This is a genomic window from Streptomyces sp. NPDC007856, assembly GCF_042868225.1.
Taxonomy (GTDB): domain Bacteria; phylum Actinomycetota; class Actinomycetes; order Streptomycetales; family Streptomycetaceae; genus Streptomyces.
The window spans coordinates 467706-490489 of the sequence record NZ_JBIAEC010000001.1 but is presented as its reverse complement, the minus strand read 5'-3'; the positions used below and the strand labels follow the sequence as shown (position 1 = coordinate 490489).

The window sequence follows — 22784 nt, the reverse complement described above, 5'->3', positions numbered from 1 at the left end:
CATGGAGGACCTGGTCATCCGGGACGCCGACGTCGTGGACGGCAGCGGCGAACCGTCGTACCGGGCCGATGTGGTGATCGACGGCGGCCGGATCGTGTCGATCGTCAAGGAGGCCGCCGCGGCCGGCTGCCAGCGCCCGCGCGCCATGCGGGAGCTGGACGCGGAGGGCCTGGTCCTCTCCCCCGGCTTCATCGACATGCACGCCCACTCCGACCTCGCCCTGCTGCGCGACCCCGACCACAGCGCCAAGGCCGCGCAGGGGGTCACGCTGGAGGTCCTCGGGCAGGACGGGCTGTCGTACGCGCCGGTCGACGACCGCTCGCTCCAGGAGGTGCGGCGGGCGATCACCGGGTGGAACGGATACGGCGACGACATCGACTTCGACTGGCGGTCGGTCGGCGAGTACCTGGACCGACTGGATCGCGGGATCGCCGTCAACGCCGCCTATCTCGTCCCGCAGGGCACGGTCCGCGCGCTCGTCGTCGGCTGGGAGGACCGCGCGGCGACGCCCGAGGAGCTGGGCCGGATGCGGCAGTCGGTCGCCGAGGGGATGGAGCAGGGCGCGGTCGGGCTGTCCTCCGGGCTGACGTACACGCCCGGCATGTACGCCCCGGACGCCGAACTGACGGAGCTGTGCCGGGTGGTGGCGTCGTACGGCGGCTACTACTGCCCGCACCACCGCTCCTACGGCGCCGGTGCCCTGGAGGCCTATGCCGAGATGGTCGCCCTGACCGGGCAGGCCGGGTGTCCGCTGCATCTGGCCCACGCGACGATGAACTTCGGCGTGAACGAGGGCCGGGCGCCCGAGCTGCTGGCCCTGCTCGACCGGGCCCTGGACGCCGGCGCGGACATCACCCTCGACACCTATCCCTACACCCCCGGCTGCACCACCCTGGCCGCGCTCCTGCCGAGCTGGGCGAGCGAGGGCGGCCCGGAGGAGATCCTGGCGCGGCTCACCGACCCGGCGACGGCGGCGCGGATCCGGCACGGCCTGGAGGTGACCGGCTCGGACGGCTGTCACGGCGTGCCCGTGGAGTGGGAGACGATCGAGATCTCCGGTGTCACCGACCCGGCGCTCGGCGACCTGGTGGGCCGTACGGTCCGGGAGGCGGCCGAGCTGAGGGGCGAAGCCCCGTGGGACACGGCCCGCCGACTGCTGGTCGAGGACCGGCTCGGCACGACGATCCTCCAGCACGTCGGACACGAGGACAACGTCCGTACGATCATGCGGCACCGCACCCACACCGGCGGCTCCGACGGCATCCTGCGCGGCGACAAGCCGCATCCGCGCGCCTACGGCACCTTCCCGAGCTATCTCGGCCACTACGTACGGGAGTTGGGGATGCTGTCGCTGGAGGAGTGCGTCGCCCATCTCACGTCCCGGCCCGCGGCCCGGCTGCGGCTGCCGGACCGGGGGCTGGTGCGCGAGGGGTACCGGGCCGACCTGGTGCTGTTCGACCCGGAGACGGTGGCGCCCGGCGCGACCTTCGCCGAGCCCCGCACGCTGCCGACCGGTATCCCGTACGTCCTGGTCGACGGCAGGTTCGTCATCGAGGACGGGAAGCGGACGGACGTGCTCGCGGGCCGGTCCGTCCGCCGTACTTCCGTGTGACCGTTACGGCTTGGGCAGGACGCAGCCGGCGGCGCTCAGGTCCAGCTTGTTGCCCGTGGTGAAGCAGGCGGGGATCTGGTAGGTCTCCTCGGCGTAGTTGATGCCCTGGTGGATGGTGACGTTGCCGCTCTCGTCCACCTCGCACGGGTTGTTCACCGTGCAGGTCTCGCCGTCCTCGTTGCCGGTGTTGTTCACGGCGACGACCTTGCCGGTGGTGGTGTCGATCACCGGGGAGCCCGAGGTGCCGCCGATGGTGTTGCAGGCGGAGGTGTAGCGGACCGAGTCCTTCCAGGTCCAGTCGCCCTCCTTCAGCCGGTACACGAAGCCGTCGATGCTGCAGCTGTAGGTGCGCTTCCAGTACCCGGAGACGACCTTGATGGCGGTTCCGGCGGTGGGGTGGGTGTCGTTCACGGTGAGCGGGCTGATCCCGTACGCGCTCTTGATCCGCGCGTACGTGGTGGTCAGCCGGTAGATCGTGACGTCCGTGTCCGTCATGGTCGAGTAGACGACCTGGTTGGCGCGGAGGGTGGCGACCCTGCTGCCGGAGGAGTTCAGCAGGCCGAAGCTGCGGCTGGAGGACTGGCCGGTGATGACCTGGCCGGGGTTCGGGAAGCCGCTCTCCAGGCAGTGGCCGTTGGTGAGCACGAGCGCGGGGTCGCTGTCGGCGGAATTGGGGAAGCGGATCACGGAGCCGGAGCAGTTGCTGAGCGCGACGGTGCCGGCGTAGTCGACGGTCACCGCGGGCTTGACGGCGGTGTGCGGCGCGGCGACCGCGGGTGTGGCGCCCAGCCCGGCCATGGCCACGGAGGAGAGTGCGGCAAGGAGAGGCTTGTTCATGTGGGGGTCCCCTCTGACGACTTGGGCGACCGGAGTTCTCCGGTCGCCCTTTCGTTTGTCATGCACATACTCAGCGCATGAGGGGTGCGGGAACAAGAAGGCGGCTCAGGTCATAGGGGTTTCCCTCTGCGGGACACCTCGCGGTCCTCGTCGGAAGCGAGCACATCGGGCACCTGGGCATGCACGAAGCCGCGTCCACCGGTCAGTGGGGGCGTTTGGTGTTGCCGTGGCCGTGGCCCCGGCCGCCGGGGAAGCCGGAGGTGGAGGGGGCCGGGTCGGCCGTGGTCGCGGTGGGCTCGGAAGCACCGGAGGTCGCCAAGGGCGTGGCGGGGGCCGAGGTGGCCGGGCCGGTGCTCCCCTTCCCCTGGGACGCGCCCGCGGCCGGGGCCGGGGCCGCGGGCGAGCGGGACGCCGCCGCCGAGCCGTCCGCGGCCGTCGGGGTGGCCCCGGCCGAGGAACCGGCGTCCGCGGAGGGGCTCGCGGTGGCAAAGTCGCCGACGGATGGCTTGCCGCCGGCCGGACCGTCCGAGGCGGGGGAATCCGAGCCGCCCGCCATGGCGGCGATCATCGCGACCGCGCCGGCCACTCCCAGCGCCCCGGTGACGGCCACGACCCGGCGGCGGCCGCCCGTGCGCCGCTCGGCGCGCCGCCGCGCGGCCCGCCCCTCGCCCGGCCGGGACCGGCCGGGCGACTCGGTCACCGCGGCCGGCCCGGCCGGCTCGACGACCCCGGTCGGCTCGGCCAGTGGGGGCAGCTCGCGGGTCTCGTCATAGGCGCTCGTCCAGCCGTGGGCGGCGGCCGGGTCGGCGTACTCGTCGTACGCCGGAGCGGACACCGCCCTGGGGAGATACACGTTCGGCGAGACCGACGGCGCGTGACCGGCGTCCGGCAGCTGCGCGCTCGCCTGCGCGGGACCGGCGTCCGGCGGGGCCGCCTGCCCCGGCTCGGTGCCGTACCCGTTCGGCGGTACCTGGTGGGCCCCACCCGGTCCGCGTCTGCCGTCCGTCCCCGTCTCTCCGCGCATCCCCGCCCCACTCAGCCTCGCCGTTCACACAAGCCACCCGCTCGGGCCCACCCCCTGACGCCCCCGCCGTACCGGCCCGGCCCGGCGGAGCGGCACCGCATTCTAGGGACGCGAGTGGCTCCTGAGACAGCCATCGGCGATATCCGGGCAAACCGCCGTGTCTCACGTGGCGGAAAACACGACTCAAGAGGGGTGGGCGGGCCGTAAGCTCACGACATGCAGGTGATCCAGTCGACCAAGCTCGCCAACGTCTGTTACGAGATCCGGGGCCCGGTTCTCGAGGAGGCCATGCGGCTTGAGGCGGCGGGACACCGCATCCTCAAGCTCAACACCGGCAACCCGGCCGCCTTCGGCTTCGAGTGCCCGCCGGAGATCCTGGAGGACATCCTCCGCAACGTCTCGACGGCCCACGGCTACGGCGACGCCAAGGGCCTGCTGGCCGCCCGCCGGGCCGTCGTCATGCACAACCAGACCATCGGCATCGAGACGGACGTAGAACACGTCTTCATCGGCAACGGCGTCTCCGAGCTGATCGTGATGGCGATGCAGGGACTCCTCGACGACGGCGACGAGGTCCTCGTACCGGCCCCGGACTACCCGCTGTGGACGGCGGCGGTCTCCCTCTCCGGCGGCACGGCCGTGCACTACCGCTGCGACGAGCAGTCCGACTGGATGCCCGACCTCGCCGACGTCGAGCGCAAGGTCACCGACCGCACCAAGGCCATCGTCATCATCAACCCCAACAACCCCACGGGCGCGGTGTACGACGAGGCGATGCTGAAGGGCCTGACCGACATCGCCCGCCGGCACAACCTGCTGGTCTGTTCCGACGAGATCTACGACAAGATCCTCTACGACGGCGCCACGCACACCCCGACCGCGAAGATCGCCCCCGACCTGCTCACCCTCACCTTCAACGGCATGTCGAAGGCGTACCGGGTGGCCGGCTACCGGGTCGGCTGGATGGCGATCTCCGGCCCCCGCGCCCACGCCGACTCCTACATCGAGGGCCTGACGATCCTGGCGAACATGCGGCTGTGCGCCAACATGCCTGGGCAGCACGGGGTGGTCGCCGCACTCAGCGGACGCCAGTCGATCAAGGACCTGGTGCTGCCGGGCGGACGGCTGAAGGAGCAGGTGGACACGGCGTACGAGCTGCTGACGCAGATCCCGGGCGTGAGCTGCGTCCGCCCCAAGGGCGCGCTGTACCTCTTCCCGCGCCTCGACCCGCAGGTCTTCAAGATCAAGGACGACCGGCAGATGGTCCTGGACCTGCTGCGCCAGGAGAAGATCATGGTCGTCCAGGGCACGGGCTTCAACTGGCCCGAGCCGGACCACTTCCGGGTGGTGACCCTGCCGTCGGTCGGCGACCTGCGGGACGCGGTCACCCGGATCGGGAACTTCCTGGACGGATACGGCCAGCCGTAGCCGACGGGCACAGCCGGCCGTAGCCGACGGACTCCATTCCGTGACACGGCTCAACTTTAGACGAAATCCAAGCTAGGATGGTTTCCTGTCAGCGCACAGGAGGCCATCCCCATGTACGAACCGATCCGCACCAAGTCGGTCCACAGCACGATGGCCGGCGCCGCCTCCGACTTCCCCCACCGGTCGCGCGAGGAGGAGCTGGACATCCAGCTCGCCGGCCACCTCGCGGCCCTGCTCGCCGTCACGGACGAGCTGCGGGCGCTCGCGCCCTCCGCCGACCTGGACCAGGCGGCCGAACGTCTCGTCGAGCAGGTGGCCCGGCTGCGGAGCGGACGAACGCCGGCCCGCGCAACCGGCACCGCGCCCGAGGCCCGGCCGGCGGCCCTGCACGAGCGGGCCCACACCCTCGCCGGTCGCGCCCTCGTCGTCGCGGCCTCCCGCGCCGATACGGCGGCGGCGATCCTGTCCGCCGAACGCATGGACGCGCACACCGCCGCACTGGCCGACCCGAAGGAACTCAGCGCGGCCCACTGATCCCTCCTCGGGATCCCCTCGACGGCCCCGGTCCGCGTGCACCCGCAGCGACGCGCGGACCGGGCGCCATTTCTTCGTGCGCGCGACGCGTACATTCGGGTGGACTGCACACCCCAAGTGGCCGCCAAAGGGCGGCCGCACCACCACTGCCTCGTAACGTCGGTGGAAATGCCGGTGGTTCGGACTCCGACACCCCATCGTCCCTCACTATTCCACGAGATATGACAAAGTGAAACGTGGGCAGTTATTGGTGGGGCTCTTCACTGCGGCGACAGTTGCCACCGGAGTGACAACGTGGGCCATTCATGCGTACTCGGCAGCGCCCCCGGATTCCAAGGCCCCGTCATCAGCGGACCAGAACCTGCAGGATGCCGATATCCTGTTGCAGGCCGGCATCGCACAGCAGCAGAATCACGACGCCCAGGGGGCCGACCGTACCTACCGGCGCGTCCTGGAGCTGGACCCGCAGAACAAGTACGCCTGGTACAACCTGGGAGTCATGGCGCACGAGGCCGGCAGGACGGCCAATGCCGGTGCGGACTACGCCGAGGCCCTGAAGATCGACCCGAAGTTCACGTCGGCCCTCTTCAACGAGGCGCTTCTGCTGGAGTCGAGCGACCCCATCAGGCCGGTGAACTCCTGAAGCGTGCCATTGCCGGCAAACCCAAGGCGGGCACGGCACATCTGCACCTCGGACGAATCCGAGCGCGGCAGCACCGTACCAAGGACGCCGCGGACGAGTTCCGTCGTGCAATCGCCGCCGATCCCTCACTGCGTTCCCAAGTGCCAGCGGAATTCCGATGATTCCGGACTCCTCAACCCTCCCACCGACATCGAGCCAAGCAGGGAGCAACAGATGACGTCGACCGCGACACCGAGGTTCTCCGTCTTCACCCCCAGCCACCGGCCCCGTTTCCACGATGAGTGCCTGGCAACCCTGCAGGCACAGACCTGTTCGGACTGGGAGTGGATCGTCCTGCTCAACAACGGCGCCCGGTGGCGGCCGGAGCGGCCCGACGACCGCGTCCGCGTCGAGATCGCGGACGGCGTGAACGGCGTAGGGGCTGCGAAGCGCAAGGCCTGTGAACTGGCGCGCGGCGAGATCCTCGTGGAACTCGACCACGACGACCTGATGGCGAAGTCGTGCCTGGCGGAGGTCGGCAAGGCGTTCGACGAAAACCCCGACGTTGTCTTCGTCTACAGCAACACGGCGCAGATCGCCGAGGACGGGGGGCGGGACGAGAGCCGTTTCGACGAGACGTTCGGCTGGCAGTACGAGGAGGTGGAAGTCGACGGCCGCAAGCTGCTGCAGGTCATCTCCCTCGCGCCGACGCCGCACAACGTCGCCTACATCTGGTACGCACCCAACCACGTGCGGGCGTTCCGCAAGGAGAGCTACGAGAAGGCCGGCGGGTACGACGCCGAGCGCACGGTTCTGGACGACCAGGACCTGATGTGCCGCCTCTTCCACCTCGGCGACTTCCACCACATCAACAAATGCCTCTACCTCCAGCGGGTCCACCCCGAGAACACCCAGCGCGACCCGGAGATCAACGCACACATCCAACGCGAGACGGTCGCCCTGTACGACAAGTACATCGAGGCCAACGCCCTCGCATGGACCTATCGGCGCGGACTGATCGCGCTGGACCTCGGCGCGGCCCACCGCAAACCGCCGGGCTACGTCGGCGTGGACCAGCGGCCGGGAGACGGGGTCGACATCGTCGCGACCCTGCCCGGGAAGCTGGACCTGCCCGACGGCTCCGTCGGCCTGATGCGGGCGGTGGACTTCCTCGAGTACGTGCCGGCGAAGGTGCCGCTGATCAACGAGCTGTACCGGCTGCTGGCGCCCGGCGGCATGCTCCTCACCATGACGCCCAGCGCCGACGGCCGCGGCGCCTACCAGGACCCCACGCACGTCGCCTACTACAACGAGAACTCGTTCTGGTACTACACGGACGACCAGTACCGCACCTTCGTGCCGGACCTGGAGGCCCGGTTCCAGTCGTCGCGGCTGGTCACCTACTTCCCGAGCGAGTGGCACTCCCAGAACGACATCTCGTACGTGGTCGCGAACCTCATCGCGATGAAGGACGGCGCCCCGCGATGCGGCGGAAAGCTCCTCGTCCAGGCCGCCCCGGCATTCGAGTGATCTGAACGCCCCTCGCGCCTGCCGTACGGCAGCACCGTCAGGGGCGCCTCGTAACGTCGGTGCCGACTACCTGAGACAGGGGAACTCCATCCGTCCGCCACCTTCCACGAAAAGTGACCAAGTGAAACGTACGAGATTGTGGGCCGGGCTTGCCGCGACGGCGATGGTTGCCACCGGGGTGACCGTCTGGGCGATTCATTCCCCGTCGGCCGAGCCGTCTGAATCCAAGGCCGCTTCAGTGACCGGGAACGCGAAGTCGGTGGATGCGCTGCTGAAGTCCGGCCTCCAGCGGCAGGTCCAGCAGGATTCCGCCGGGGCCACCCAGGACTACCGGCAAGCTCTGGAACTGGACCCCAGGAACAAACAGGCCTGGTACGGCCTCGGGCTCGTCGATCAGCAGTCGGGCCGGACGGCGAATGCCCGGGCAGAGTTCGACAAGGCGCTGGAAATCGATCCGCACTTCATGTCCGCGCTCTACAGCGAGGCGTACATGCTGAGAACGAGTGCCCCCGACCGGGCCATTGACCTCCTCCGGCGTGCCGCTGCCCTCGATCCAAAGGCGGCGATGACCCAACTGCAACTGGGTCGGCTCCTGGCGGAGAACAACCGCAAGGGCGAGGCCGAGGCTGTGTTCCGTCGTGCGGTCGCCGCCGATCCGAAGTCGCTCTCCCAAGTGCCGGAAGAGTTCCGGGACGCCGTGAGCCGATGAGTGCCTGGCGCCCGGCAGGCGCCCGGCGGACCCTGAGGTTCCGCCGGGCGCCTGTCATGTGCGCCGGGCGCTGACGCGCGCCGCGGCGGCCGGTGCGGCGAACTCGGGCCCCTTCAGGGCGGCCGTCAGCTGGTCGTCCCAAGGGGAAAGGGGCTCCAGGCCGGCTCGCAGCCAGTTGCCGTGGCCGAGGACGCCGAAGGCCGGACGGGCGGCCGGACGCGGGAACTTGTCCGAGCCGACCGGGCGGATCCGCTCGGGATCGAGACCGCTGAGCCGGAAGGTCTCACGCGCCAGGCCGCACCATGTGGTGCGGCCTGCCGCCGTGCCGTGGTAGATGCCGGCCGGTGCCCGTCCGGCCAGCGCCGCGCGGCCGAGGGCGGCCAACTGCCGGGCGAGCGCCCGGGACCAGGTCGGCTGACCGTGCTGGTCGGCCACCACGTCCAAGGTCTCGCGGCGGGTGGCGAGTTCGAGCATGGTAGCGCACCCCGCTGGTGGACCTCTGGGACCGGGAGGCGCGCAGGCAGGAGTCGCACACGCGCTATCTGGAGGAGCGCAACAACTGAGCCGGGGCCCCGCACGCCTTTGTGCGGGGCCCCGGTGGGTGGTCACCACGGCCGGTCGTGACGATCGCTGGTCAGGGCATCCGGACCGGCCGTGGAGTCTTCAACGGGCTGTTCAGCCCAGGCGCTCCACCAGCGCGTGGTACTGGTCCCACAGCTCCTTCGGGGTGTGGTCGCCGAAGGTGTTGAGGTGCTCGGGGACGAGCGCGGCCTCCTCGCGCCAGATCTCCTTGTCGACCGTGAGCAGGAAGTCCAGGTCGGACTCGGACAGTTCCAGGCCCTTGGTGTCCAGCGCGCCCTTGGCCGGCAGCACGCCGATCGGGGTCTCGACGCCCTCGGCCTTGCCCTCCAGGCGCTCCACGATCCACTTCAGGACACGGGAGTTCTCGCCGAAGCCCGGCCAGACGAACTTGCCCTCGTCGTTCTTGCGGAACCAGTTGACATAGTAGATCTTCGGCAGCTTGGACTGGTCCTTGTCCTTGGCCACGTCGATCCAGTGGGCCATGTAGTCGCCCATGTTGTAGCCGCAGAACGGCAGCATCGCGAACGGGTCGCGGCGCAGCTCGCCGACCTTGCCCTCGGCGGCGGCGGTCTTCTCGGAGGCCACGTTGGCGCCGAGGAAGACGCCGTGGTTCCAGTCGAAGGACTCCGTCACCAGCGGCACCGCGGAGGCGCGGCGGCCGCCGAAGAGGATCGCCGAGATCGGCACGCCCTTGGGGTCCTCCCACTCGGGCGCGATGATCGGGCACTGGGCGGCGGGGGTGGTGAAGCGGGCGTTGGGGTGGGCGGCGGGCTCGGCGGACTCGGGGGTCCAGTCGCGGCCCTTCCAGTCCGTGAGGTGGGCCGGGGTCTCCTGGGTCATGCCCTCCCACCACACGTCGCCGTCGTCGGTGAGGGCGACGTTGGTGAAGACCGAGTTGCCCCACAGGGTCTTCATCGCGTTGGCGTTGGTGTGCTCGCCGGTGCCGGGCGCGACGCCGAAGAAGCCGGCCTCGGGGTTGATCGCGTACAGGCGGCCGTCCTCGCCGAAGCGCATCCAGGCGATGTCGTCGCCGATGGTCTCCACGGTCCAGCCGGAGATCGTGGGCTCCAGCATGGCGAGGTTCGTCTTGCCGCAGGCGCTCGGGAAGGCGGCGGCGACGTACTTGGACTCGCCCTGCGGCGGGGTGAGCTTGAGGATCAGCATGTGCTCGGCCAGCCAGCCCTCGTCACGCGCCATGACCGAGGCGATACGCAGCGCGTAGCATTTCTTGCCGAGCAGGGCGTTGCCGCCGTAGCCGGAGCCGTAGGACCAGATCTCGCGGTCCTCGGGGAAGTGCGAGATGTACTTGGTGGAGTTGCACGGCCACGGAACGTCGTCCTGACCCTGCTCCAGCGGGGCGCCGAGGGAGTGGACGGCCTTGACGAAGAAACCGTCGTCGCCGAGTTCGTCCAGGACGGCCTGGCCCATGCGCGTCATCGTGCGCATCGAGACGGCGACGTAGGCGGAGTCGGTGATCTCCACGCCGATCGCGGACAGCGGGGAGCCGAGCGGGCCCATGCAGAACGGGACGACGTACATGGTGCGGCCCCGCATCGAGCCGCGGAACAGGCCTTTCTCGCCGCTGAAGATCTCCCGCATCTCGGCGGGGGCCTTCCAGTGGTTGGTCGGGCCGGCGTCCTCCTCCTTCTCGGAGCAGATGAAGGTGCGGTCCTCGACCCGCGCGACATCGGTGGGGTCGGAGGCCGCGTAGTAGGAGTTGGGGCGCTTGATCGGATCGAGCTTCTTGAAGGTGCCCTTGGCGACCAGTTCTTCGCACAACCGGTCGTACTCGGCCTCGGAGCCGTCGCACCAGACCACGCTGTCCGGCTGGGTCAGTTCGGCGATCTCGTCGACCCACGAGATCAGTTCCTGGTGGTTTGTGGGAACGCTGGAAGCCGAGTTGTCGCGCGCCACGGTTGCTCCTAAGTGAGGGATTTTGTCCTGGTGGCCCCGTGGGGGCTGCGACCCGGATGCTTCGCATGCTCATCCGGTGCCGACTGCACTCATTTGATCATCCGACGAGAGTGCGCATATGTCCAGGGGGCGTCACAAGTGAGCGACGTGACGAAAACCACGGCTTCCAGGTCTGTTTGCGTTCCCTTTACGTCCAGGTTTGTGTCACCTGAAGGTCTTTTTGCGTTCGATCGACCAAGACCCGCGCTGACACCCGACTTACGGTGCCGTAGGTACCATGCCCCGCATGACTGCGTCCGTCCCTGACGCGCCCACGGACACGCCGGCCGACGGCCGCGGTCCGGCGCTCTCGCTGCCGCAACACGTCAAGCCGAAGCTCCGCGGCTGGCTGCACCTCGGCATGTTCCCGGCCGTACTCATCGCGGGCCTCGTGCTCACCGCCCTCGCCGACTCCACCAGAGGCCGCATAGCCTGCGGGATCTACGTCCTGACGGCCTGCCTGCTGTTCGGCATCAGCGCGCTGTACCACCGGGGCAACTGGAGCCCGCGCATGGACGGCGTGCTGCGCCGCCTGGACCACGCCAACATCTTCCTGATCATCGCGGGCACCTACACCCCGCTGACCCTGCTGCTCCTGCCCGGAGCCAAGGGCGAGTGGCTGCTGTGGAGCATCTGGGCCGCCGCCGCGGCCGGCATAGTCTTCCGCGTCTTCTGGGTGGGTGCCCCGCGCTGGCTGTACACGCCCTGCTACATCGCGATGGGCTGGGCGGCCGTGTTCTTCCTGCCCGACTTCCTGCGCACCGGCGGCATCGCGGTCCTGGTCCTGGTGGTCGTCGGCGGTCTGCTCTACAGCGCGGGCGGCGTGATCTACGGCATCAAGCGCCCGAACCCGTCCCCGCGCTGGTTCGGCTTCCACGAGGTCTTCCACTCCTTCACCCTCGCGGCGTTCGTCGTCCACTACGTCGGCATCTCGCTGGTGGCGTACCAGCACGCGTAGACACCCTCAGCCCTCCCTCTCCGGCCACGGCTCACCAGCCGTGGCCGTTTTCGTACGCCTGAAAGCATCTGAGGCAAGCCCTCCATTGATAGTTCCCATATTTTAAGAGCTACTCCCATTTCATGGTTGCGCCGAACACACCCGTCGTACGGCGCACCGGGCGGGAGGAGGCCCCGGCCGTGGCCGCCCCCGTCGCGGATGCCTGACAATGACCGGCATGACGGCCGCACGCACCCCCAGCACCTCCCCCGCCGACCGGCCCCGCCTCAGCCTGCGGGAACGCAAGAAGATCAAGACCCGGGAGGCGATCCGCGCGGCGACGTACTCACTGGTCCGGGAGCAGGGGTACGACGCCACCACGATCGACCAGATCGCCGAGCGGGCCGAGGTGTCGCCGTCGACCGTCTTCCGCTACTTCCCGACCAAGGAGGACATCGTCCTCACGGACGAGTACGACCTGATGATGGCCGAGGAGCTGCGGGCCCGCCCGGCCGACGAACCGCTGATCCAGTCCCTGCGGTACGTCATGCACCGGGCGCTCGACCTGGCGCTGTCCGAGGACCCCGAGGTGACCCGGTTGCGCGTGCGGCTCGGGGTCGAGGTCCCGGCCATCCGCAGCCGGATGTTCGAGAGCATGGCGAGCACCAGCCTTCTGCTCCGCCAGGTCATCGCGGACCGCACCGGCCTCGATCCGGAGAGTCTCGAGGTGCGGGTCTACGCCATGTCGCTCATCGGCGGGCTCATGGAGGTCAACCGGTACTGGGGCGAGAACGACCAGCAGGGCGACCTCCGTGAGCTGATGAAGCGTGCCCTCGACGTCCTGGAGCGCGGCCTGCCCAGGGAAAACCACTGAGGTCACGGCGGTCCGGCATGCGATGCTGACGAGGTGAACCGACCCGAGATCCACGTCGAAGTGGCCCCCGCACTGCACCTGTTCGTGCCGCACGCCCGGCGGGCCGGTGCCGCGCCCCTGGCCACGGACGGGGTCTCGACGCTCGGCCATGTCATCGAGTCCCTCGGCGTCCCGCTGACCGAGGTCGGCGCACTGGTCGTGGACGGCAGCGAGGTGCCGGCGTCGCACATCCCGAAGGACGGCGAGACGGTGAAGGTACGGCCCGTCGACCGCCCCCAGCAGGTCCCCGGCGCCCCGCTCCGCTTCCTCCTGGACGTCCACCTCGGCACGCTCGCCCGCCGCCTGCGCCTGCTCGGCGTGGACGCCGCGTACGAGTCGACGGACATCGGCGACGCGGCCCTCGCCGCCCGCTCGGCCGCCGAGAAGCGGGTCATGCTCAGCCGCGACCGGGGCCTGCTGCGCCGCCGCGAGCTGTGGGCCGGCGCCTTCGTCTACAGCCACCGCCCCGACGACCAGCTCCACGACGTCCTGGACCGCTTCCACCCCGACCTGCACCCCTGGACCCGCTGCACCGCCTGCAACGGCCTTCTGAAACAGGCCACGAAGGCCGAGGTCGTCGACCAGCTCGAACACGGCACCCAGCGCTCGTACGACGTCTTCGCCCAGTGCACCGAGTGCGGCCGCGCGTACTGGAAGGGCGCCCACCACGAACAGCTGGAGGCCATCGTGGAGCGCGCCCTGGCGGAGCACGGTTAGCGCGGTCAGCGCCTGGTCACATCCCCCTTGTCACAGGCGGTCCCGTTCCGGTTCCGGTCCAACCCCAGGGGGTCGTCGGTGCCGTTGACCTTCAGCCGGCCGTAGTTGTTCTCCTTGAGCCAGGCGCATCGAGCCGCCGCCGTCTTCTTCACCTCGGGCGGGAACACCGTCGGCACGCACACGTTGGCCGAGCCGTAGTGCCGGTCGCAGCCGGAGATGGTCGGGCTGACCTGCTGTGCGGCCTTCCTCTTGCCGGGGCCCGACACCTTGCCGGTGAGGGAGTCGGCGAAGGCGTGGATGTGCGGGGAGGCGGCGCTGAGGGCCGCCGGGCCCGTCAGATGGACCCACCGGGCCACCGACGGCACCCCGTTGGCGTCGACGGCGAAGAGCATGTACCAGCCGGGCGGGGCGATGTTCGGGTTGTTCGTGACGTTCAGGTCCACGTTGTTGCCGTCCACCGACAGGGGGAGGTCCACGAAGCGCTGGTTCGGGTCGGAGGAGTGCGTGACCGCCGCCGGGCGGATCAACTCCGCCTTGGCGATGGGCCGGTCGACCGTGATCCGCTGGGTGTCGCCGTACTTCCACTCCTGGTTGATCACCGAGGTGATCGTCGGGCGCGTGCCCTTGTAGAGATACGGCGGGGTGTAGATCGACACGTTGTGGTTCCAGGTGCCGTTGCCCGGGTTGTCGCCCGTCGCCATCACACGGCCGTCGGGGAGCAGGAACGCCGAGGAGTGGTAGCCGCGGGACTCGGGGTCGGCGGCCACGGGGGCGAAGGTGCTGGTGCCGGGGTCGTAGATCGAGGACTCGTACACCGGGTTGGCCCGGTTGTGCAGGGCGCCGCCGGTCTCCAGCACCTTGCCGTCGGGCAGCAGCACCGCGGAGACGTACATCTTGCCCTGGTTGCCGGTCTCCGGCTGGGGCCCGTTGCCCAGGTCGACCGTGCCCTGCGGGATCGGCGGCCCGGCGACGTAGGCCGGGTTGGCCTGCTTGAGGTCGATCAGGTCGGTGAGGCGGTTCGCGTCCGGATTGGAGTCGATGTTGCCGCCGCCGATCGTCAGCACCCGCTGGTCCTGCGCGGGCGGCAGCAGCACGCTCGCCGACTGGTCCCGCTCGTCCTTGTTCTGCAGGCCCGGGATCTGGGTGATCGTGTTGGCGCCGTAGTCGTAGATCGCCGAACCCGTGCCGGGGATGTTGTTGCCGAAGACATGGCTGCCCGTGTAGAAGAGGCGGCCGTCCTGCATGAGGATCATCGCCGGGTACAGGCCCCAGTACGACCAGGTCTGGTTGACCTGCGACAGCGGCAGCCACTGGTTCTGCGCGTAACTGAACTTCTCGGCGGTCACCGAGCCGGTGGAGTCCTCGCGCAGCCCGCCGAAGGAGATGACGTCACCGTTGCCCAGCTCGGTCGCCGACGGGTACCAGTGGCCGTCGTTGAGGTCATTGGTCCTGGTGTAGGTCTCGGTCGTCGGGTCGAAGATGTACGAGTCCTTGAACCCCTCGTAGCCGTGCCCGCCCACCACCGGGTACGCCTTGTTGCCGCTCAGCACCAGCACCCGGCCGTCCTGCAGCTGGACGTGCCCCGCGCAGAACATGTCCTTCGGCGTCGGGATGACCTTGTACGTGCCGTTCGCCGGGTCGTACACCGCCGAGGTGAAGGTGCCCGCGTTGAAGTTCTCCTCGCTGTTGCCGGAACCGGCGATCAGCAGCACCTTGCCGTTGTCGAGCACGACGGAGTGCATGGAGCGGACCGGGTTCTGCGTCGGCAGCACCGACCAACTGCCGTTGGCGCACTGGTCGGTGGTGCCGGTGCACCGGGCAGGCGGGAGCGGGTCCGGCACCTGTTCCATGGTGTAGTCGTCGGTGGTCGCCGAGCCGGTGCCGTAGACGGAGACGCCCCAGGTGATGCGGTCGGTGCCGGCCGGGACCTCGGGGGTGCGGACCGTGGCCTGGGTCCAGGTGGAGGCCATGTCGAGGGTCTTGAGGTCGGTCCAGTACTGCCAGCCGGCGGTGGTGTCGTGCCGGAAGAGGGTGATGTTGGCGTCCGGGGTGGTGGTCTTGTACCAGAGTCCCAGGTCGTACTGCTTGCCGGCGCTCACCCCCGGCGCGCAGTCCGTCGACTCGGTGATCATCGCCTTGCGGTCGCCGGAGACCCGGCGGGTCACCGTGACCTTCATGGCCTTGGTCCCGGAGTGCGCGTCCGAGGTCGTCTCGAAGCTGAAGTCGTTGTCGCCCCAGCCCGACTTCTCCCAGCAGTACGGCATGTCGTCGCTGCCGGCGGTCTCGAAGCCGGGGTTCTTGATCAGGTTGGCGGCCTCCGCCGGCTGGGGCGCGGTCAGAAGCAGACCGGCGGTCAGGGCGCCCACCCCGGCCAGCGCGGTCCGTCTGCGGCGTCTGCGGTACGTCATACTCACACGGCTCTCCTTGCTCGGCTCCCCCGCCGACGGGGGAGGTAGACCAGCGCCTCGGTGCCCACGAAGCGCAGGACGAACGTCATGACCAGCGCGAGCGCGGTGGCGGGCAGGACGCCGATGCCCAACCGGCCGACGAGCAGGGCGATCAGCGGGATGCGCAGCACCAGGTCGGCGTTGGCGAGCAGCGCGAACCGGCCGAGCCGGGCCCACCAGCGGCGGTGCGCACGCCGGTCGCGGAACAGCAGGTGTTCGATGAGCAGGAAGTTCCAGGCGACCCCGAGCTGGTTGGCGAGAATCTCGGCGGGCAGGTAGTGCATCCCGAGCGCGGTCAGTGCCCACAGCCCGACGAGGTTCGGCACGAACCCGCTCGCGCCGATCAGTCCGAAGCCGACCATGCGGGCGGCCGGGGACGCGGTGCGCAGGCCCGCCAGGTGGCGCAGGAAGCGAAAGCCCTCCTGGGCGGTGGACTTGGACTCGCCTGCGAACCGGTCCTGGAAGACGAACGGCACCTCGGCGACCTGCCGGGGGCGGCTGCGGACGGCCAGCTCGAGGAGGATCTTGTAGCCGAGCGGTTGGAGCACGTCCGCCGTGACCGCGCTGCGCCGGATGGCGAAGAAACCGCTCATCGGGTCGCTGATGCCGCGCAGCCGACAGGGGAAGAGGGCCTTGGCGAGCCAGGTCGCACCGCGCGAGACGGCCACCCGGTAGCCGCCGGCGAGCCCGGCCCGGCTGCCGCCCTCGATGTACCGGGAGGCGACGACGAGCCCGGCGTTCGCCCGCTCGCCGGTGGCCACCAGATCCGGTACCAGGGACGGCGGATGCTGGCAGTCGCCGTCCATGACGACGATCCACTCCGAGGCCGCCGCCTTCAGCCCCTCGACGACCGCCCCGCCGAGCCCGCCGAGGGGTTCCTCCCGGTGCAGTACGGCCACCGGGAACGGGCAGTCCTGGGCGGCCTCGCGGATCACCTCGGGGGTGTCGTCGGTGGAGTCGTCCACGAAGAGCACCTCGCAGGGCAGCCGCGCCGGCACCGACTCGGTGATCCGGTGCAGCAACTGCCGGATGTTCGCGGACTCGTTGAACGTCGGTACGACGATGGTGACGGCGCCGGGCTCGGGGACCTCCACGGCGTCGAGACCCTGTGCCGGGGCGGTGTACTCGCTCATCGCGCGCCTCCCCCAACCTGGATCCGCCGGATCTCGATGCGGTCGGGTCCGGTGCCGAAGGTGGCGACCGGCGTGGAGTGCCGGATCGCGGCCCGCACATCGGGCAGGTCCTTGGCGTCGCGGCGGACGGTCGGCGAGGCGACGACGTAGTCGATGTCCCGCCAGCCGTGCGGCATGGTCTTGCCGACGGCCGGGTCGAGGTCGGCCTTGTAGAACCAGATGGCGCCGAGCCCCGGCCGGTATCCGGCGTGCACGAGGTCGAGCCAGAGGGCGTCGTCGACGAGCACGCGGGTGTCCTTCGGGTCCGCCACCTGGGTGCCGAGCCAGTGGGAGGCCTGCCGGTAGGGCTTGTTGGCGTCGGCGGTGACGGCGGTGCGGTCGCCGTCGTACCAGTGCGGTACGACATAGGCGCCGGCGGCGAGGGCCAGGACGGCGGCGAGCGCGTACCGGCCGCCGGTGAGGTGGCGCTTCTCGCCCTCCGAGCGCCACCTGCTGAGGACCGCGTGGGCGACGGAGGCGGCGCCGCCGGCGAGGACCAGGGCGAGGAAGGGCAGCGCGCCGATGATGTACATCGCGGGCAGATAGCCGTTCGGGCGCAGGGCCACCACGGCGAGGACGGCGACCGTGAGCGCCGGTCCGGCGAGGGAGCGGGCGGTGACCGACCAGCGCCAGGTGAGCAGCAGGAGCAGGGCTCCGGCGAGGCCGCCGAGGGGCAGCACGCGGTCGTAGTACAGCCAGGAGTGCAGGACTCCGTAGGAGCCGGAGGAGCGGTCCAGGATGAATCCGGAACCGGGCCTCGACATCTGGTAGGTGATGCCGTCCCACAGCGAGACGTGTCCGGCGCCCGGGAACAGCTCGCCCTTGAGCAGGGCGAACAGCGGATAGGAGAAGCCGATCAGGGCGCAGCCGGTGACGGCTCCGGTGAAGGCGAACTTGCGGGTGTCGCGGTGGCTGTGCCGCCACATGGTGACGAACAGGGCGGGCAGGACGACGAGCATCGTCTCCTTGGTGAGCACGCCCGCGGCGGCGGCGAGGCCCGCGCCGAAGTGGTGCCAGAGGTGGCGGCTGGGCGAGGCGGCGAGGCAGAACGCCAGCAGCAGCCACATCACGGCGATGTTGTCGAGGAAGATCTCCCGGCTGAGCACGACCGCGAGCGGGGAGAGCCCGAACAGGGCCATGCCGAGTCCGGCGGCCCAGCGGGGCAGGGAGAGCCGGCGGCCGAGGACGTAGACGAGGACCGCGCTGACGCCGCTGACCAGCAGCATGGTCAGCCGCATGGTGCCGACGGTCATCGAGCCGGGGCTGATCGCCGAGGGGAGCCAGCTGAGCAGGGCTATCTGGATCCAGCCGAGCGGCGGGTGGTCGTACCAGTAGGTGTAGTGGGCGAGGCCCCGGCCCTGCTGGACGGCCCAGGCCTGGGCGAGGTAGGTGCCCTCGTCGTCGCTGAGCGTCGGGTAGGCGGCGATGTTCCAGCCCTGGACGAGGACGATCACCGCGAGCAGGACCCCGCACAGCAGCAGGTCGGGGCGGGAGGAGCGGAGCCGTGGCGGCGGGCTTGTCCGGGCGGCCGTACGGCCTTCCGGCACAGGTGGGCGCTGCGCGGGGACCTTCGCTGCGGTCACCGCGGGAAGTGTGGAGGTCACGCAGGAACGTCCTCTCGGATGGGCTCGGCCGCGGTGAGGTGTGCGCCGACGTGCGTGGTCAACTCCCAGTCGTTGCGGCCGCGTTGCTCGCGCCAGACGGCACGGATCGCGGCTCCGGCGAGGAGGACCTGGTAGAAGGGGCCGCCGACGACGAGCTTCACGTAGTGGACGAGGCGGACCCTCAGGCCGTACTGCTTGCCGAAGTCGTGCAGCCCGACCACCTCGAAGACGAAGGTGACGGCGGCGGTGACCAGCGGCAGGAAGGTGAGGAAGGCGACGCCGACGGGCACGTCGAGGAGGAGCGCGACAGCCGCGTTGAGCGGGATGATCACGCCGGAGAAGGCCTGCATGAACGGGGTCATCAGGGTGTACCGGGCGAGCAGCCGCTGTCCGAGTCCGGGCAGTTGCCGCCAGTCCTTCTTGCGGTACACCTGCAGGAAGCCCTGGTTCCAGCGGGTGCGCTGCTTGAGCAGCGACATCAGGGAACCCGGGGTCTCCTCCCTGGTCACCATGTCGGAGTCGTAGGCGACGACGACCTTCTTGCCGACGCTGGAGAGGCGTACGCCCAGGTCGCAGTCCTCGGCGAGGCAGTTGGGGTCCCAGCCGTCCGCTTCCCTGAGGACGCCGGTCCGTACGAAGACGGTGTTCCCGCCGAGCGGGATGAACCCCTTCTGCGCGTGCAGGTGCAGCCGGGAGCGGAACCAGAAGAAGTACTCCAGGCAGTTGCGCAGGCTGTACCAGCTGGAGTGGAAGTTGATGAGCTGTACGCCGCCCTGGACGACGTCCGCCCCGGTCGTCCGGAAGGCGTGGTCGACGTGGGCGAGCAGCTCCGGGTGGACCTGGTCCTCGGCGTCGAAGACCCCGACGACGTCACCGCGGCAGTGCGGCAGCGCCGTGTTCATGGCCTTCGGCTTGTTCTTCTTCTCGTGGGTGTCGACGACGACGCGGACGCGCGCGTCCCGTGCGGCGGCCTTCTCGGCCACCTCGGTGGTCTCCGGGTCGTCGTGCCCGACGATCACGATGATCTCGAAGTCGGTGTGCGTGGATTCCAGCAGCCGCTGGATGGTGTGGTCCAGCACCGCCTGTTCGTGCCGGGCGGGCAGCAGCAGTGAGAACGACAGGTGTTCGTCGCCGTCCGGTCTGCCGAACCGGGTGGAGGCCAGCACCTCGGGCGTGCGCCACGCGTGCATCTGCCACCACAGGGTGAAGGCCGCCATCCAGAACAGGGCCAGTGAGACGGCGGCGATGAAGACAGACGTGAGCAAAAAGATCCCCCCAGATCCCTGAATTCCCCCTGTGTGGGCGACGGTGAGTGACCGCCCGTCGACCCGCTGTGGAGACAGTAGGGGGGATCTGTGAAGTGCGGGAGCTCTTCCGATAAATAGCTTGTTTCGGAACGGGGGTATCAGTAGTGGGATCTATCCGAACACCTGCTCTCTTTCGGACAGTTCACACCTTCCGGTAGCCGGGGTTCCGGATGCTCAGCTCCTGTTCAGGGACGCGCGGAGCCGTTCCGGATCGGTCGTCGGCGCGTCACAGGTGAAGTTACGGCAGACGTACGCGGTCGGTTCACCTTGGTGCAGGGGCCGGTCGGCGAGGAGCGGGAACTCGTCACTGTCCGCTGTGCCGACGGCCACGACGGCGCCCGGGGCGGTGCCCAGAAGTGCCGTACGGTGCAGGGCCGTTGTCCGCTCGTCCGCGAAGTCGGGCCCTGGTCCGACGACGGCGATCTCCTTGGGCCCGTCGAGGAGGGCCTCGGCGACGGCGAGCCCCCAGCCGATGAACCGGGGCACGCGCGGACCCAGGGTCTTCACGACCCCCAACGCGCGCTCGGCGGCGGTCCGGTGCGGCTCGGAACCGGTGTGCGCGGCATAGCCCAGCAGGGCACCGGCCGCCGCGGTCCAGCCCGACGGGGTGGCGTTGTCGGTGGGGTCCTGCGGCCGGCGGATGAGCCGCTCGGCGTCCGACGCGGTGTCGAAGAGCGCGCCGGTGCCGGGGTCGGCGAAGCGGGCGAGCACATGGTCGAGGAGCAGTCCGGCGAAATCCAGCCAGACGCCCTCGCCCGTCACGGACGCGAGCGCGAGGAAGCCCTCGGCGACGTCGGCGTAGTCCTCCAGCACGCCGGCGTTGGGGCCGACGCGGCCGTCCTTGCTGGTGCGGGCGAGCCGGGCGTGCTCGTCGAAATGCACCCGGACGAGCAGGTCGGCGGCGCCGAGGGCGGCCTCGACCAGGTCGGGCCGGTCGAAGTAGGCACCGGTCTCGGCGAGGGCGGCGACGGCGAGGCCGTTCCAGGCGGCGACGACCTTGTCGTCCCGGCCGGGGGCGGGGCGCCCGGCGCGCTCGGCGAGGAGCCGTGCCCTGATGGAGGTGATCTTCTCGGCGTCGAAGACGGTGCTGCTCTGCGGAAGTTGCAGGACGGACTGCCCGTGCTCGAAGGTGCCCTCGTCGGTCACGCCGAAGTACCGGGCGGCGAGGTCGCCGTCCGCGTCCCCGAGGACGGCGCGCAGCCGCTCGGGCGTCCACACGTAGTACGCGCCCTCGATGTGCCGGCCCGTGCCGTCGTCGCTGTCGGCGTCGAGCGCGGAGGCGAACCCGCCCTCGTCGGTGCGCAGTTCGCGGACGAGGAAGTCTGCGGTCTCCAGGGCTACGCGCCGGGCGAGGTCCGATCCGGTGGCCCGCCACAGATGGGCGTACACGCGGCAGAGCAGCGCGTTGTCGTACAGCATCTTCTCGAAGTGCGGCACGATCCAGTCACGGTCGACGGAGTACCGGGCGAACCCGCCGCCGAGCTGGTCGTAGATGCCCCCGCGGGCCATCCGCTCACACGTGTCCTGCGCCATCTGCAGCGCGCCCTCGGCGCCCGTCCGGGCGTGATGCCGCAGCAGGAACTCCAGCACCATGGACGGCGGGAACTTGGGCGCCCCGCCGAACCCGCCGCGCTGCGGGTCGTACTCGCGGGTGAGGCCGAGGAGGGCCTGGGCGAGCTCCTGCTCGTCGGGCGCGCGGTCGCCCTGCCGGACGATCTCCCGCTGGGCGAGGTCGCGCACGATCTTCCCGGCGACCTCCGCGACCTCGTCACGGCGGGTGCTCCAGGCCTGCTGCACCCCTTCCAGCACCTGCCGGAAGGAGGGCATGCCGTGCCGGGGCGCGGGCGGGAAGTAGGTCCCGAAGTAGAAGGGCTCGGCGTCCGGGGTGAGGAAGACGGTCATGGGCCAGCCGCCCTGCCCGGTGGCGGCCTGCACGGCCTCCATGTAGACGGCGTCGACGTCGGGGCGTTCCTCGCGGTCGACCTTGATCGTGACGAAGTGCTCGTTGAGGTAGTCGGCGGTGGCCTGGTCCTCGAAGGATTCGTGGGCCATGACATGACACCAGTGACAGCTGGAATACCCGACGCTCAGCAGGACGGGTCTGTTCGTCTTGCGGGCCTCGTCGAAGGCCTCGGCCGACCAGGGCCACCAGTCGACGGGGTTGTCGGCGTGCTGGAGCAGATACGGGGACGTCTCATGGGCCAGTCGGTTCACCGTTCCACTCTCCCACGGGCTCGGGGACGGCGTAGAAGCGCAGGTTCATGGGGCGCGCGCCTTCGGGGGCGTCCTCGCGGAGGTGGCCGTAGCGGTCGAGCAGGGCGTGGTACTCCCGCATGAAGGCGAGCAGTTCCTCCCTGGTCAGCCAGGTGCCGTGGCGCTGGACCTGGGCCCAGCCCTCGGGGCCGCGGTACTCCTGGTGGGCGCGGCGGTACAGGGCGGTGTCGAACTCGATCTTCAGATGGGCGAGCCGGGCGGCGGCCTCGTACTCCTCCGGGGTCATCGCGGCAGGGTCGGGTGTGGTGTGGCCGAACGGCAGCGAGCGCCACCACCGCTCCCGCCCGCCGGACTTCTCCGGGATCTCCTCGATGAGCCGCTGCTCGGCGAGTTTTCGCAGGTGGTAGCTGGTGGTGCCGGAGCTCTCGCCGAGTTCGCGGGCGAGGACGGTGGAGTTCGCCTCGCCGTGCCGGCCGAGGTATTCGAGGATCCGGCGGCGCAGCGGGTTGCCGAGGGATTTGTAGAGGGCGGTGCGCTCCAGGCTGGTCATCTCGGGCAGGCCGTCGGTCATGCGGTCACGGTAACCCCGAGAACCCCGAGAAGTCCCCGATGTCTGCCGAGCTTTCTTTGCAGAACTTTCTC

19 protein-coding genes are annotated in these 22784 nt (G+C 70.0%); 9 read left to right on the top strand and 10 right to left on the bottom strand.

The genetic code is table 11. The features are described 5' to 3' along the window. The first annotated feature begins 1 nt into the window (after position 1). The gene (locus ACFYOH_RS02360) at positions 2-1612 is read left to right on the top strand and encodes an amidohydrolase family protein (protein WP_388620205.1); all 1611 of its coding nucleotides are present in this window, start codon (positions 2-4) and stop codon (positions 1610-1612) included. Between the two features lie 3 nt (positions 1613-1615). Here ACFYOH_RS02360 and ACFYOH_RS02355 read toward each other — a convergent pair whose 3' ends face one another. Both ACFYOH_RS02355 and ACFYOH_RS02350 read right to left on the bottom strand, forming a co-directional pair. Beyond that, positions 1616-2449, bottom strand: coding sequence for a trypsin-like serine peptidase (locus ACFYOH_RS02355; RefSeq protein WP_388620203.1), 834 nt, complete (start codon positions 2447-2449; stop codon positions 1616-1618). Positions 2450-2651: 202 nt separating this feature from the next. Next, the gene (locus ACFYOH_RS02350; RefSeq protein WP_388620202.1) at positions 2652-3473 is read right to left on the bottom strand and encodes a hypothetical protein; all 822 of its coding nucleotides are present in this window, start codon (positions 3471-3473) and stop codon (positions 2652-2654) included. 216 nt (positions 3474-3689) lie between these two features. Between ACFYOH_RS02350 and ACFYOH_RS02345 the strand changes: the two genes are divergently transcribed. From ACFYOH_RS02345 to ACFYOH_RS02325, 5 genes are all read left to right on the top strand, one after another. Continuing rightward, positions 3690-4901, top strand: coding sequence for a pyridoxal phosphate-dependent aminotransferase (locus tag ACFYOH_RS02345; protein WP_388620199.1), 1212 nt, complete (start codon positions 3690-3692; stop codon positions 4899-4901). Positions 4902-5012: 111 nt separating this feature from the next. After that, positions 5013-5435 carry a hypothetical protein gene (locus ACFYOH_RS02340; protein WP_388620197.1) on the top strand — a complete coding sequence of 141 codons (423 nt, stop codon included), beginning with the start codon at positions 5013-5015 and terminating at the stop codon, positions 5433-5435. Between the two features lie 382 nt (positions 5436-5817). After that, positions 5818-6078 (top strand): tetratricopeptide repeat protein, encoded by a 261-nt coding sequence (locus ACFYOH_RS02335; protein WP_388620194.1) that lies wholly within the window; start codon positions 5818-5820, stop codon positions 6076-6078. A 213-nt stretch (positions 6079-6291) separates the two neighbouring features. Beyond that, on the top strand, positions 6292-7587 hold the full coding sequence (locus ACFYOH_RS02330) for a glycosyltransferase (protein WP_388620192.1): 1296 nt from the start codon (positions 6292-6294) through the stop codon (positions 7585-7587). A gap of 121 nt (positions 7588-7708) precedes the next feature. Next, the gene (locus ACFYOH_RS02325) at positions 7709-8296 is read left to right on the top strand and encodes a tetratricopeptide repeat protein (protein WP_388620190.1); all 588 of its coding nucleotides are present in this window, start codon (positions 7709-7711) and stop codon (positions 8294-8296) included. Positions 8297-8350: 54 nt separating this feature from the next. On the opposite strand, the gene ACFYOH_RS02320 is transcribed toward ACFYOH_RS02325, so the two are convergent. Together ACFYOH_RS02320 and ACFYOH_RS02315 are read right to left on the bottom strand one after the other, a co-directional pair. Further along, a complete protein-coding gene (locus ACFYOH_RS02320) occupies positions 8351-8770 on the bottom strand; it encodes a sugar nucleotide-binding protein (protein WP_388620187.1) in 420 nt (139 codons plus the stop codon). Between the two features lie 201 nt (positions 8771-8971). Beyond that, the gene (locus ACFYOH_RS02315; RefSeq protein WP_388620184.1) at positions 8972-10792 is read right to left on the bottom strand and encodes a phosphoenolpyruvate carboxykinase (GTP); all 1821 of its coding nucleotides are present in this window, start codon (positions 10790-10792) and stop codon (positions 8972-8974) included. A 286-nt stretch (positions 10793-11078) separates the two neighbouring features. Between ACFYOH_RS02315 and ACFYOH_RS02310 the strand changes: the two genes are divergently transcribed. The 3 genes from ACFYOH_RS02310 (at position 11079) to ACFYOH_RS02300 (ending at position 13398) form a co-directional block, all read left to right on the top strand. Beyond that, positions 11079-11789 (top strand): hemolysin III family protein, encoded by a 711-nt coding sequence (locus ACFYOH_RS02310; protein WP_388620181.1) that lies wholly within the window; start codon positions 11079-11081, stop codon positions 11787-11789. Positions 11790-11997: 208 nt separating this feature from the next. Further along, positions 11998-12642 carry a TetR/AcrR family transcriptional regulator gene (locus tag ACFYOH_RS02305; RefSeq protein WP_388620178.1) on the top strand — a complete coding sequence of 215 codons (645 nt, stop codon included), beginning with the start codon at positions 11998-12000 and terminating at the stop codon, positions 12640-12642. 33 nt (positions 12643-12675) lie between these two features. Beyond that, on the top strand, positions 12676-13398 hold the full coding sequence (locus ACFYOH_RS02300) for a Mut7-C RNAse domain-containing protein (protein ID WP_388620175.1): 723 nt from the start codon (positions 12676-12678) through the stop codon (positions 13396-13398). A 5-nt stretch (positions 13399-13403) separates the two neighbouring features. On the opposite strand, the gene ACFYOH_RS02295 is transcribed toward ACFYOH_RS02300, so the two are convergent. The 6 genes from ACFYOH_RS02295 to ACFYOH_RS02270 form a co-directional block, all read right to left on the bottom strand. Continuing rightward, a complete protein-coding gene (locus ACFYOH_RS02295; protein ID WP_388621040.1) occupies positions 13404-15806 on the bottom strand; it encodes a galactose oxidase-like domain-containing protein in 2403 nt (800 codons plus the stop codon). A gap of 2 nt (positions 15807-15808) precedes the next feature. After that, on the bottom strand, positions 15809-16978 hold the full coding sequence (locus ACFYOH_RS02290; RefSeq protein ID WP_388620172.1) for a glycosyltransferase: 1170 nt from the start codon (positions 16976-16978) through the stop codon (positions 15809-15811). Further along, on the bottom strand, positions 16975-18621 hold the full coding sequence (locus ACFYOH_RS02285) for an ArnT family glycosyltransferase (protein ID WP_388620169.1): 1647 nt from the start codon (positions 18619-18621) through the stop codon (positions 16975-16977). Before ACFYOH_RS02285 ends, ACFYOH_RS02290 begins: the two co-directional genes overlap by 4 nt. After that, entirely contained in the window at positions 18618-19886 is a 1269-nt protein-coding gene (locus ACFYOH_RS02280) for a glycosyltransferase (RefSeq protein WP_388620167.1), read from the bottom strand. The genes ACFYOH_RS02285 and ACFYOH_RS02280 overlap by 4 nt, the downstream gene beginning before the upstream one ends. Before the next feature lie 216 nt (positions 19887-20102). Then, complete coding sequence (locus ACFYOH_RS02275) at positions 20103-22142, bottom strand: thioredoxin domain-containing protein (RefSeq protein WP_388620164.1); 2040 nt, start codon at positions 22140-22142, stop codon at positions 20103-20105. Beyond that, the gene (locus ACFYOH_RS02270) at positions 22123-22713 is read right to left on the bottom strand and encodes an ArsR/SmtB family transcription factor (protein WP_388620161.1); all 591 of its coding nucleotides are present in this window, start codon (positions 22711-22713) and stop codon (positions 22123-22125) included. Before ACFYOH_RS02270 ends, ACFYOH_RS02275 begins: the two co-directional genes overlap by 20 nt. Positions 22714-22784: the final 71 nt, after the last annotated feature.